Here is a 13,083-nt window from a genome sequence, read left to right on the forward strand (position 1 = left end):
AAATGTATCAAAACACCAATGAAACCGAGAAGCCCCTTTCACGAAAAAGGGCCGATGATGAAATAGATGTACGTGATATACTACGCGGTATAAAAAATATCTTTCTTAGCATAGGGCAGGGTATAAGTGATTTAAGCTCGTTGATCATTAAGAGGTTTTTACTAGTGTTTGTATTGATATTAGCAGGATTTCTTCTCAGTTATGGCGCTTTTTATATCACTAAGCCTTATTACACTTCTTCCATGACGTTAATGCTCACTGATATCCGGAATGAGTTTGTGGAAGATCAACTGGCAAAGCTTAGTGATCTTATCGCTGACGATGATTTTGAAGCTGTGGCAACCCGATTGGAGATTGATTTGGATACAGCTAAAAAAATCAAAAAAATGGAGTTCTCTAACCTGGACCAGGACCGGGTAGATGAGGACAGTATTCTGACAGGTTCACCGTTCCGGATCGAACTTACCCTCTACGACAACCACTTGTTCAGTACAATGGAGCCTGCTTTAGCCAGCTACATTGAGAATAATCGCTTCTTTTATAAACAAAAAAATATAAAGAAGCGCCAGGTAGAAAGCATGATCAATAAGTATAAAAATCAAATAGCATCTATCGATAGCATTAAAACAGCTGTTATTGCACCGCGAGGACCCGTTAATGGATTTGTTTACGGAGAACCGATTGACCCCACGAATCTATACAGACAAAGTATGACCATGTATGAAGAACAGGTTAAACTTGAGAGTGAGCTAGATCAATTAAATAGCATACAAGTAGTGACTGGATTTTCTCCACGCAGATTACCAACTGGGCCAAACCTGCTGCTGTTCCTGTTCATTGGTGGGTTGCTAGGATTTCTTACCGCACTTTTTTGGGCGCTCAAACTTGAATCCAGAGCTAAAAAAGTATAACTGCCTAGCTTCCTCAGCTATTTCAAAAGCCAAACGCCCCACTGTCTCTCAAGACAGTGGGGCGTTTGGCTTTAAGTAAAGTATAGCTACTCTTCCTTCCGTACGACCCAGCTCAGGTTGTAGAGATCTTTGCGGCGATCACGGAGGTTACGCACGCTGCCGGCGGTATTCAGGTCCTTTAATAAGTCCAGGTCCAGGTCGGCGATCAGGGTCATCTCGGTGTTCGGAGTGGCTTCGGCTACCACCGCATCGTGCGGGAAGGCAAAGTCAGAAGGGGAGAAGACGGCTGATTGCGAGTACTGGATGTCCATGTTCTCTACCTTTGGCAGGTTGCCCACACTGCCCGTGATGGCTACGTAGCACTCGTTTTCGATAGCACGTGCCTGGGAGCAAAGGCGCACCCGCAGGTAGGCGTTCTTGGTATCGGTCCAGAAGGGTACGAACAGAATCTTCATGTCCATATCGGAAAGCATACGGGCAAGCTCCGGGAACTCTACATCGTAGCAGATCAGGATACCAATCTTACCAATGTCTGTGTCGAAGATCTTCAGCTTATGGCCACCGCGCATACCCCAGTAGTGCGATTCGTCCGGCGTTACGTGCAGCTTGTACTGTTTGTCATAGGTGCCATCACGACGGCAGAGGTAGCTAACGTTGTAGAGCTTATTATCATAATACTCCGGCATGCTGCCCGCAATGATGTTGATGTTGTACGACAGGGCCAGGTGTATCATCCGCTCCCGGATCTCATCAGTATACTCAGCCATACTTCGGATCGCTTCTGAAGGGGATTCCTCGTTTGTAAGGGCCATCAGAGGAGCATTGAAGAACTCCGGAAATACGACGATATCCGACTTATAGGAACTCACCGTATCCACGAAGAACTCTACCTGCTGCATGAAATCATCTATGTCCTTGATGGCGCGCATCTGCCATTGCACGATGCCAATTCGCACAATGGTCTTCTTGCCACCAATCAGCTTCTCTTTTTCCTCATAATACACGTTGATCCACTCCAGCAGCGTAGCATAGGCCTTCGATTCTTTGTCTTCGGGCATGTAGCCTTTGAGGATGCGGCGCACGTGGAATTCGTTGCTCAGCTGGAAGGATAACACCGGGTCAGAAAGCTCCTTGTTGCGCACCATTTCGATGTACTTGGCAGGAGTGAGCTTGTCTGAATAATCCTTATAACCCGGTATACGGCCCCCTGCAATAATGCCGCGCAGGTTCAGCTTCTCGCACATCTCCTTACGGGCATCGTACAAACGGCGGCCCAGGCGCAGGTTACGGTAATCGGGGTGCACAAATACGTCGATGCCGTACAGCGTGTCGCCTTCCGGATCGTGGGTCTTAAAGTTACCTTTGTCCACGATCTGCTCATAGGTATGTTTGTCGCCGTACTCGGCGTATTCAATTATAAGGCTAAGTGCAACCGCTACTACTTTGCCCTTGTCTTCAATACAAATCTGGCCTTCCGGAAACTTTTTCAGCAGGTTCGAGAATTCTTTTCGTGTCCAGGCACCCATGCTTGAATACACGATTTCCATGATCTCCTTTACCTCCTTATAATCTTTCAGCTCCAGCTGGCGCAGTAATAATCTGTGTTCGGTATGTTCTTCGTTCTTTTCACTCATAAAATTGGACATTGCATATACTTGCTTCCCATATACGGTGAGCAAGTATAGTTTAGATATAATAGAAGTATGAAAGCTCCCGTGCAGGACCCTCTTTAACAAAATTAAATACAAAAGCGCAGCCTTCATAAGCTGCGCTTTTGTATGATGTCGTGTATGGTGTTTTTAGAGCTGCACTTCCGGTATTTCTCCCTCAATGATCAGTGTACCTTCGGTAGCTTTTTTGATATCTTCCACACTTACGCCCGGGGCTCGCTCAAGGAGTTTGAATCCCTGTTCGGTTACTTCCAACACGGCCAAGTCAGTAACAATTTTTTTTACACATTTGAGACCGGTAATAGGAAGACAGCATTCTTTTAGAAGTTTGGAAGAACCATCGCGGGCAGTGTGCTGCATGGCCACGATAATGTTTTTAGCGGATGCTACCAAATCCATGGCGCCGCCCATACCTTTCACCATTTTGCCCGGAATCTTCCAGTTGGCAATGTCGCCTTTTTCAGATACTTCCATAGCGCCCAGTACGGTCAGGTCCACATGTTCCCCGCGTATCATACCGAAGCTCTCAGAGGAGCTGAAGATAGAAGAGCCGGGGAGTGTGGTGATGGTCTGCTTGCCCGCATTGATCAGGTCTGCGTCTACTTTATCTTCGGTAGGGAAGGGTCCCATGCCCAGCAGCCCGTTCTCCGACTGCAGCACCACTTCTATACCTTTGGGAATGTAGTTAGCAACCAGGGTTGGTATACCAATACCTAGGTTCACGTACATGCCGTTTTTAAGTTCTTTTGCGATGCGTTGCGCTATTTGATTTTTATCTAAAGCCATAACTTCTTGATTTGGAGATTTGAAGATGAGGAGATTAGAAAATGAAAAAACTAACCTCCTTGCTCTCTATTTACTTTTAGCACTGATGATGATTTTGGAAATTATTCTTTTGATCGGAATCAGTTTCTCTTGAAGATGCGACGGTTCAGGATAAGAGGGTACTCGCTGACAAAGCAATAGCCAGTAATCAGTTTCTTCTATCTCTTTAGCCGCAACTTTGAATTTGTGGATGAAGTCCGCTTTGCTTTCAGCATTCTGAGCTTCTCTAACATTTGCACCAATTGAAGTTCCGCTCTTTAAGAGCTGGTTGGCAATAACAAATTTCCGTTTGCTTTCTAACTCCTCAGCAAAATGGATAACGTCTACTGCGAAATCCAATGTCAATGTTAGTATCAGGTTGTCTTTCTCCACATTTTCAAATTTTCACATCTTCAAATTTCCAAATCAGCTACTTCGCACCGTGCGTTGTTCTATGCGTTTCTCATACTTTTCTCCTTGGAAAATACGCTGTACATAGATGCCCGGCGTGTGGATTATATTCGGGTCCAGTTCGCCGGCAGGCACGAGCTCTTCTACCTCGGCAATGGTAATTTTGCCGGCAGCAGCCATCATCGGGTTAAAGTTTCGGGCTGTGCCTTTATAGATCAAGTTACCGGCGGTATCGCCTTTCCAGGCTTTTACGAGCGCGAAATCGGCTTTCAGCCAGGTCTCCATCAGGTACATTTTGCCATTAAATTCTCTGCTTTCCTTGCCTTCGCCTACTTCCGTACCGTAGCCTGCAGGAGTGAAGAAGGCCGGTATACCAGCACCGCCGGCACGTATGCGCTCAGCCAAGGTTCCTTGTGGTGTCAGTTCTACTTCCAGTTCGCCGGAAAGCAGCTGGCGCTCGAACTCGGCATTTTCGCCCACATAGCTGGATATCATTTTCTTTACCTGGCGTTTCTGTAGCAGCAAGCCTATGCCAAAATCATCTACGCCGGCGTTGTTCGAAATACAGGTTAACTCTTTGGTTCCTTTGCGCAGCAGCTCCAAGATGGAGTTCTCCGGAATACCGCACAATCCGAAGCCCCCCAGCATCAGCGTAGCCCCGTCCTGAATGTCGCGAAGCGCTTCTTCCGCGTTCTTTACAGTTTTATTTATCATAGTTATGTGAAGTGCAGGTGTTTTGATGAGTAATGGTAATAATGAATCATCAAAGCACCGGTTTACATTTTGTCCTACAGGTAGGTAAGTTAGATATAAAAAAAGCCATATACAATGTATGGCTTTTCGTTTTTTGGGTGAAATAGGTTATAGATCAGGTGAAATTTATCGGGATCAGGTTTTACAGGATGTGCTAAGATTGACCAGATGACCTCACAGCGTCTTGTAGACCTGTGAGTGTCTTGGTTGATCGAAGTTAAGCAGCCGTTAACACAGACGCTCACAGGAGCTACGCACGCTGTGAGGTCATTAGAAACAGGCAAGTCCAGCACATGATTTTTTACTTCATATCTACTCAACGTTCGGACAAGATCCGCTCAGTCGCTTCTTTATCCAAAGCAAGTTGGACCTTAAGCGCTTCCAGTCCGTCAAACTTTTGCTCTTCGCGCAGCTGCTCTACAAACTCTACAGTTATACTTTGCCCGTAAATGTCACGGTTGAAATTCAAGATGTGCACCTCAAGGGTTAGTTTTGTACCATCTACTGTAGGGCGTACGCCAATATTCATCATACCGACAAAACGTTCGCTGCCAATTTTTACCCAAACAGCATACACTCCGTGCGCAGGAATAAGCTTGTGCGACTCAGGAAGCTTCAGGTTTGCGGTAGGGTAGCCGATGGTGCGGCCTAGCTTGTTGCCTTCTTCCACCACAGAAGTTAGCGTATAATTCCGTCCGAGGTAGCGGGTAGCGGTTTCCAGGTCACCGCTCTCAAGGGCCTTTCGTATCTTGGTGGAGCTTACCCCAACATCGTCCACATCCTGGCGCGGAATTTCTTCAACCTCAAAGCCATATTGCTGCGAGCGGGCTTTCAGATGCTCAAAGCTGCCTTCACGGTTCTTGCCAAAGCGGTGGTCGTAGCCGATCACCAGCACTTTGGTATTAATTGCCTTTACCAGTATATCTGTAATGAAGCTGCGGGAGCTCATGCGGGAGAATTCTTTGGTGAAGGGGATGATCAGCAGGTAATCAATACCAAAGCTGCTAAGCTGTTCGATTCGTTCTTCAATGGTAGAAAGCAGCTTCAGCTCGTTGTCTTCCGGAAAAAGCACTAAACGGGGATGAGGCCAGAAGGTAATCACCACACTCTGCCCATTTTGCTGCTTTGCCCGCTCAATTACCCGCCTCAGGATTTTCTGATGCCCTACATGGACGCCGTCAAACGTGCCGCTGGTAACCACCGCATGGCTGAGTTTTGGGAATTGAGCAATATCACGGATTACTTCCATTCGCTTCCAGCTGTGCTTTTCGTATGGCCTGTATGTCTTCTATGGTAAGGGAATCTGCCAGTTTATACTCACCGATACGGGTACGTACCAGTGATGATAAGTGAGCGCCTACGCCAAGCTTTTGCCCGAAGTCGTGGGCAAGGCTGCGAATGTAAGTGCCTTTGGTGCAGACAACCTTAAAAGATATCACAGCACCTTCTATACCCGTAATCTCGAATGCTTTAATGGTAATGGTACGAGGCTTGATCTCCGCTGTTTTACCACCCCGAGCCAGATCGTAAGCGCGCTTGCCCTCTACCCAAATGGCAGAGTAAAGAGGAGGAACCTGCTCGATGGTGCCAACAAAGCCTGCCGCTGCCGCATACAGGTGTTCCGGTGTCAGGTGGCTGATGTCTTTGGCTTCGCTTACGGGCGTCTCCAGGTCGTAGGAAGGAGTGGTCTGGCCGATGGTCATGGTACCGGTATACTCTTTTTCCTGCCCCTGTATCTCGTCGATGCGCTTGGTATACTTGCCGGTGCAAAGTATAAGCAAGCCGGTCGCCAGCGGGTCGAGGGTGCCGGCATGGCCTATTTTTTTCACACGCAGCGTATTGCGTACTTTCTTTACCACATCGAAAGAGGTCCAGTCGATAGGTTTGTTGATCAGCAGTATTTCGCCCGCTTCGAAGTTATAGGCCATTTTATACTTTATACTTTCAAATCTACGCCCATTGCCAGCAGGGCCAATAATACAATACCTAAGGCGATGCGGTAGTAGCCAAACAGCTTAAAGCCATACTTTGTCAGGAAGCTGATGAAGAAGCGGATCGCGATCATGGCCACAATAAAGGCCGCCACGTTGCCGATCAGCAGCAGTTTCAGGTCGTGTGCCGTGATCACCTCAAAGCTGTTTTGGATCTTTACCCAGTCAAATTTCAGGATATCAGATATTTCCAGACCTAACAGATCCTTGATGAGTTTGTACGAGGCTGCTGCCAGCATGGTAGGTACTGCCAGGAAAAAGGAGAATTCGGCTGCCGTTTTGCGGTCTACGCCCAGCGACATGCCCCCGATGATGGAAGCCGCAGAACGGGAAACACCCGGGATCATGGCGATACACTGGAAAAGTCCGATCAAAAAGGCATTTTTATAGCTTACCTTTTCCTGTTTGGCATGGGCAAACCACTTATCCACGTACAGCAGCACCACACCTCCTATCACCAGCATCAGGGCAACTATAAGCACGCTTTCCAGCATGGCATCAACGACATCGTTCAGTAAAAAGCCGATCACTGCAGCCGGAACAAAAGCCAGGAGCAGTTTCTTGTAAAAGTCGAAGCCTTGCAGGAAGCGGCGCCAGTACAGCACCACCACCGACAGGATAGCTCCGAACTGGATGTTTACAGCAAATATTTTCGTGATCGGGAGCTCGTTTATACCCATCAGGGCCGAGGCGATGATCATGTGACCTGTAGAAGAGACAGGTAGGAACTCGGTTAATCCTTCAACTATGGCTAAAAGTATAGCCTGCCATTCGTTCATTTATTCCTGTGTTTTATCTTTTACCATGATCGCAAAGAGCTCTACAACAAAGCCGGCGAATACGACAAGCGGGCCCAAGGTAATGCCCATAAAGCCAAGACCGTACTGCTCCTTGTCGAGTGTCATGATAATGAAGCCTACTGCCAGCAGGGCGATTCCCACCAGCATCAGGATGTAATTCTTTTTGCCAAAGGCAAGCCTGTTCTTATTTTCCATATTAGTATAATTCATCTAAAGACATGCGCAGGTACTTCCGGATGGCCCTGTAGGAGCTCAGGAAGCCTATGATACAGCCAATTACCACCAGCCCGATCATCAGGATGAACATTTGCTCCTGATCGCGCAGCAACTGCAATTCGGTAATTTCGCTGTAGGCGTACTGCATCAGCGCAAAAAGCAGCACGGAGGCAATGATCCCGCTCATGATGCCCTGCCAGGCGGCACGGTTCAGGAAGGGACGCTGAATAAAGAAAGAGGTAGCCCCCACCAGCTGCATGCTCCGGATCAGGAAACGCTGCGAATACAAGGCCAGTTTTATGGTGTTGTTGATCAGGATGATGACAACCACCAGCAGGATAGCAGCAAAGCCGATCAGCAACAGGCTGATTTTCTTGATGTTGGAGTTGATGGATTCGATCAGGCTCTCCACATACTGCACTTCGTACACGCCGTCTATACTTTCCAGGTCGGATTTAATACTTTTCAGTTCAGCGGAAGTGGAGTGTTCGGCCTCGATTTTAAGGGCAAAGGCATCGCGAAGGGGATTGTCTCCCAAAAAAGCCATAAAGTCTTCGCCGGTATTGTCCAGAAACGCTTTTGCACCTTCTTCTTTGGATACATAGCGTACCTGCGCGGTGTCTTGTTTATAGGCAATGTATTCTTTGGCAGCCAGGGTTTTCTGCAGGCGCACCCGTTGTACCTCCGTCAGGTTACGGTCCAGGTATACCTGCATCTCGATACTCTCCTTTACGATCTCAGATAGCTTGCCCGCGTGGATCAGCAGCATACCAAACAAGCCAATGACTAACAGGGCCAGTGTAATGCTGAATACTACCATGGTGTGGGGGTAGTTGCCGAGTTTCTTCTTTTTAACTGATTTGGGGGTCTTCGTTGCCATACCTGCTGTTTCCACACAAAAATAGAAATATATTTTAAATAAGCAGAGGCAAGGCGACCAGTAAAGCAAAAAGCCGGACTTCCTTCAGTCCGGCTTTGGTTACAGTTTCAGGCGAGGGTCTGAGTCCAGTATGATTGGCTCCTGCTCCTGTTCTCTCTTGCGCTCGCGCCGGTTCGGGTTGCCCCGGCCAAACAGTTCGTTCAGGTTATCGAAGCGTTTGGTGTGCAGCAAACTCATGCGTTGGCTGTTGCTGGGGGAAAGACGCTCTGTATAGCCCCGCTGAATAGTATTATACTCTAAGCGGGCCCTCAGTTCGCCGCTCTTGGTGATATAATATTCAATAGACCAGTCGCCCTGGTAGCCACTGGATCCGGTAACTTCACTGGCGCCAACCCCGGTCTGGCTTGTCACACGCAGCCTGCCCTGGAAGAAAGTATAGCTAAGCCGCAGCTGCAGGTTTGAAATGTCATTTTCATCCATACCGCTCAGCCCGATGTCTACTTCCAGGTTGCTGTCGATGCTGTTAAAGAAGGTGTTGAGCTGCGAAGAAAGCAAACCGCCCAAACTACCGCTAACCGTACTTGCGTCGAGGGCTGCAAAAGTACCCGCGGGTGAAAGCCTGCGCAGCACCAGCAAACTGAACACCTGGCGGTTCAACTCATTCTCATCGTTGCGTATGCCATTCAGCAAGGGCTCTATGATGGTGGCAGCAGCTGCCGGAATCTCGTCGAAATTAAGGCCAAGCTTAATTTCGGGCGTCAGGAGCGGCCCTTTCAGGTCTACTACGGCTGTTACGGGGTAACGCCGGTTCAGTATGTCTTCAAAGCCACCTGTTTGGGTAATGTCCTCCAGGGAAGTAATCTGGGTGTAGGTAGCCCGGATATTCATCAGGCCATTCAGCGGATCACCGTTCCAGGAGATCGTGCCACCGGGCGTTACCTGAAACTCCCGCGAAACCAGGCCTTCGAGCAGGTTCAGGTTATAAGCGCCTTTTGCTACCTCAAAGGTACCGTACATGTTAAATTCCCCGCGCGTATCAATGGTCATCCGGATGTCGCCGCTTCCCGAGCCGCGGATCACGTCCCCGGTAGTACGGTCAATGATGATCTCAAAGTAGGCATCATCTGTCACATCCAGGTCGAAATTCATGTTGATGCCCGACAGGTCCACTTTTTGTTCCTCCACGGCAATGGCAACACCGGTGGTATCGGTTCGGTTGCGGTTCACAAACTTGATAAAGTCTTTTCGGGCTACATCGGTCTGGTTATCCATCGGGAGCACCAGGCGCGTGTTGGCTTCGCTTCGTGCGTCCACATTGATGCGCAGGTTCTCGACTGGGCCCAGTACACTGGCCGTGCCGGTAGCGAAGGCCGTGCCATAGTATAATTCATTCTGCTCGCTGGTGGTGTTCAGTATCATGAAATTTCGGTAGCGCGCCTCAATATCGAGTACCATGTTCTGGAAGCCGTCGTGGGCGATACCGCCTGTTACGGTGGCATTGTTGCCGTAAATGTCTTTCAGGCCGGCATTCCGGAAGCTGATGCTATTCGGCCCGAAGTACACCCTGTCGGAGAAGCGGTAGGTGGTGCCCAGGTAATCGAACATGAATTGTCCGTTGCTTACCATCACCGAGCCTTTCAGAACAGGAGAGGTGAGTTTGCCCAGCACCCGGATGCGCCCTTCCATGGTACCTTCCATCCGCGACATAATAGGCCGTAGCAGCGGCTCTACGATCTTGATCTGGGTTTCGTCCATTACGGCAAGCAGGTCCAACTGGTCGTCCTGCGCCTGCGGGTTGTAGTTGCCTGTTATCGAAAGCACTTTTTTATTATCCCGCTCAATGCCCACATTCACGGCCAGCTGGCGCAGGCTGTTGTTCCAGTCAGAGGAGCCCGCCACGTTGCCGATCAGCACATCATCCATATAGAAAGAGTCGATCCGCATAACAGAGTTTACGATGGCCTTGTTATAGATGTCCTGGGCAATCAGCTCTGCCGTAAGGGAGCCGGCGATCTGCTGCTTGATAAGGGGATTCAGGTTGCGGAGGTCAAAGTCCTGCACGTTGAACGCAAGACGGCTCTTCGGATCTTCGGAAAGGGTGCCGTTTACTGTAATGACCTGGTTCTGGTTGGAGAGCGCAAAGTTTTCGAAATCTACGTACCGTCCTCCTTCACTTATATATATAGTGTTGTTGGTGGCAAACGTCCAGGGGTTTTCCCGCAGTGTTATGTTTGACTTGTCGAACACGATCCGCAGCCGGTCCGCCAGGAAGGTCAGGTCGCCGGTGATGGTGGCGCGGTTGTTTTGCGCCGGCTGAAGTATGGAAGTATAGAAGTCGATGGTGCGCTCGCTCCATACTCCTTCCAGCAACATGCTTTCGGTCTCGCCTGCAGAAGGTAACAACTGTTTTTCCGAAGTGAACGAGGCGCTGGCCAGCACATCCGGGCTGTTCTGTAGTTTGGAGGTGTTCAGTTCTATGTTGTTGCGGTAGAGCTGTGCATCGCCGTACAGGATGGTATCGATGCGGGTAAACATGTTCAGAATAACCGTATTGCCGTGACGGAAAGTGCCTTCTACCCTGGAATTATCCGAGATGGTAAGCTCGGGCATGAAGAGCTGCAGCACCGGGTTCACGCGCTTCAGGTATACATCGTAGGCCAGGTTATACTCCCTGCGGTTGCCGTAGTTCTTGCGCCGGTAATAGGCACGGGTGGCGGCATCGTTGCTTTCAAAGTTCAACTGATACTCCTGTACCAGTTGCTGCAGGTCTTTGAGCAAGACAGAATAGTCGAAATCGCCGCTTGCCTTCAGCGCCAGGATGTCGGAGGAGAGGGAGAGGCTGCGTTGCCCGTTGGCTATTTCAGAGAAGATCTGTACCGAGTCGAGCGCCATTTGTTTTCCCTCGTAGGTAACGATGGCACTGTCGAAATCGGCCGAGCCGACGAAGTCGTCCAGGCGAAGGCCTTTAAAGTTGAGGTGGGCATTGGCACTAAGAATTACCTGCTTTTTGGTTAACCGGAGAGCCTGCAGGTTTATCTTCTGCAGGTCGGCCACCATATTGAAGGCCTGCTGGTCTCTTGCCAGATCGACATCGCCATCTGCTGTAAACACCAGGTTCGGGTCTTTGATGGATACCTTACCGGTGAACTTCTGTTTGCTGAGCACACCGTCAGCCTTTATGTTCTGGTAATTGTAATCGAGCACATGCAGTTGCCGGATGCTGGCATCGAGCTCTACGCGGGCGTCCTGCAGCGTAAAGCCAGAGCCGGCGATGCGCCCTTCCATTGAAATGGTTTTTACCAGATCGGTGTTGTTGATAAGGCGACCGAGGTTGAAGTTGTTTGTTTTCAGATTCCCTCTGTAGGTAGAGGTGCGGGTGTCGTCGTCGATCTTGAGGTTGATGTCCGAATCCAGTTTACCAAGTGCGGTAGAAAAGCTGCCGTTTGATACAAAGTCGTTGTAGAAGCCCAGAAACTTGCCTTGCAACTTTACAGTGCCTAAACGGGCGGCTATCGTATATGCGTCCTTTGGCAGGAATTGCTTCAGGTCGTTGGCATTGATGGTGGAAGGTTGCAGGCGGATGTTGGCAAACGTCTCCTTGAAGTTTGGCAGTCCATCGGCTCGTAGGCTCCCGACGATGTGCGTGTTCTCACCATACTTCAGGTTCAGGTTGTTGGCTGTGAATTTTGTCACCTTGCCCTTTACCTCTGCCGAGTAGACCAGCACATTCTCGTCATAGTCTTTAAGCTGCGACGCAAAAACGGCGATGTCCTTAGAGTATACTTTCGAATCTTTCAGGTCAGCGGTAACGGTTACACTATCGATAAACTGCGAGAAGTTGCCGAACCTGTTGTAGTCGAAGCGAACAAAGTCCTGCAGGTTGCTCTTGTTTACTTTCAGGTCCAGTTCGTCCCACTCCCAGAAGGTGGGAGCATAGGTCATGTACACATCCAGGTTGTGCAGTCTGGTGTTGGAGCGGGTTTCGCTCGCACGCAGGTCCGTAACGCGCACCTGCAGGGTATCGTCTAAGTTGATCTCGTTGAACCGGCCTGAAAGGCTGTCGATGGTCATGTGGAAGTAATCCATGCCGTGCGCCGCCCGGGGCTTGTTGAAGTCGTCGAAGGTAAAGCGCCCGTTCGCAAGCACCAGTTCGTTTATCTGGAACCGGAACGGCTGGCCTTTTTTGGTGGTATCCTTTACGATCAGCTCGTTCAGCGACTTGATAAACGTGGTCAGGTTCAGCGAGTCGGTGCCCTCATACTTGATGAGACTTGCCCGTGGCTCCTGGAGCTCCAGGGTGGCGATGTGCAGTTCGTTCGGGTGGAAGATAGAGAAAAGGCTGATATCGGCTTCGGCTCGCCCTACGTAAAAGAGTTCTTTGTCGCGGTAATCGAGCACGCTGACCTTTTCCAGCACCACATTAGAGAAGAACTCGATGTCCACACGGCCGATGGTTACTTCATGATCGAGGGTGCGGGAAAGGTATTCAGCGGCTTTTTGTGCCAGGCGGGTTTGCACCCCAGGGTAGCGGATGGCAACAAAAACTACCCCAAACAGCACCAAAAGGAGCAGGATAAGGCTTAAAACTATTTTTAGAATAGCTTTTCCTATAACTTTGAAGTAATTTATTGACTGTTCTTTTTCCAA

General features: G+C 49.3%; 11 protein-coding genes. 1 reads left to right on the plus strand and 10 read right to left on the minus strand.

Annotated elements, in window-relative coordinates:
• Window positions 1-2: 2 nt before the first annotated feature.
• A complete protein-coding gene (locus MJ611_RS14920) occupies window positions 3-911 on the plus strand; it encodes a chain length determinant protein (RefSeq protein ID WP_250430764.1) in 909 nt (302 codons plus the stop codon).
• Window positions 912-997: 86 nt separating this feature from the next.
• Here MJ611_RS14920 and MJ611_RS14925 read toward each other — a convergent pair whose 3' ends face one another.
• The 10 genes from MJ611_RS14925 to MJ611_RS14970 all read right to left on the minus strand — a co-directional run bounded on the left by MJ611_RS14925 (window position 998) and on the right by MJ611_RS14970 (window position 13,083).
• A complete protein-coding gene (locus MJ611_RS14925; RefSeq protein ID WP_250430766.1) occupies window positions 998-2,545 on the minus strand; it encodes a carbon-nitrogen hydrolase family protein in 1,548 nt (515 codons plus the stop codon).
• A 165-nt stretch (window positions 2,546-2,710) separates the two neighbouring features.
• Window positions 2,711-3,367 carry a 3-oxoacid CoA-transferase subunit B gene (locus MJ611_RS14930; RefSeq protein WP_250430768.1) on the minus strand — a complete coding sequence of 219 codons (657 nt, stop codon included), beginning with the start codon at window positions 3,365-3,367 and terminating at the stop codon, window positions 2,711-2,713.
• Between the two features lie 66 nt (window positions 3,368-3,433).
• Window positions 3,434-3,778 carry a four helix bundle protein gene (locus MJ611_RS14935; RefSeq protein WP_250430770.1) on the minus strand — a complete coding sequence of 115 codons (345 nt, stop codon included), beginning with the start codon at window positions 3,776-3,778 and terminating at the stop codon, window positions 3,434-3,436.
• 33 nt (window positions 3,779-3,811) lie between these two features.
• Window positions 3,812-4,510 (minus strand): CoA transferase subunit A, encoded by a 699-nt coding sequence (locus MJ611_RS14940; RefSeq protein ID WP_250430771.1) that lies wholly within the window; start codon window positions 4,508-4,510, stop codon window positions 3,812-3,814.
• A gap of 355 nt (window positions 4,511-4,865) precedes the next feature.
• A complete protein-coding gene (locus MJ611_RS14945; protein ID WP_250430773.1) occupies window positions 4,866-5,798 on the minus strand; it encodes a bifunctional riboflavin kinase/FAD synthetase in 933 nt (310 codons plus the stop codon).
• Window positions 5,782-6,477 carry a tRNA pseudouridine(55) synthase TruB gene (truB, locus tag MJ611_RS14950; RefSeq protein WP_250430775.1) on the minus strand — a complete coding sequence of 232 codons (696 nt, stop codon included), beginning with the start codon at window positions 6,475-6,477 and terminating at the stop codon, window positions 5,782-5,784. The genes MJ611_RS14945 and truB overlap by 17 nt, the downstream gene beginning before the upstream one ends.
• 8 nt (window positions 6,478-6,485) lie before the next feature.
• Window positions 6,486-7,319, minus strand: a complete 834-nt coding sequence (locus MJ611_RS14955; protein WP_250430777.1) for an undecaprenyl-diphosphate phosphatase — start codon at window positions 7,317-7,319, stop codon at window positions 6,486-6,488.
• Window positions 7,320-7,535, minus strand: a complete 216-nt coding sequence (locus MJ611_RS14960; RefSeq protein ID WP_250430779.1) for a DUF3098 domain-containing protein — start codon at window positions 7,533-7,535, stop codon at window positions 7,320-7,322.
• Window position 7,536: 1 nt separating this feature from the next.
• Window positions 7,537-8,436, minus strand: coding sequence for a cell division protein FtsX (locus MJ611_RS14965; protein ID WP_250430781.1), 900 nt, complete (start codon window positions 8,434-8,436; stop codon window positions 7,537-7,539).
• A gap of 99 nt (window positions 8,437-8,535) precedes the next feature.
• Complete coding sequence (locus tag MJ611_RS14970) at window positions 8,536-13,083, minus strand: translocation/assembly module TamB domain-containing protein (RefSeq protein ID WP_377497228.1); 4,548 nt, start codon at window positions 13,081-13,083, stop codon at window positions 8,536-8,538.

The sequence above is a fragment of the Pontibacter ruber genome, from assembly GCF_023630205.1.
Taxonomy (GTDB): Bacteria; Bacteroidota; Bacteroidia; order Cytophagales; family Hymenobacteraceae; genus Pontibacter; species Pontibacter ruber.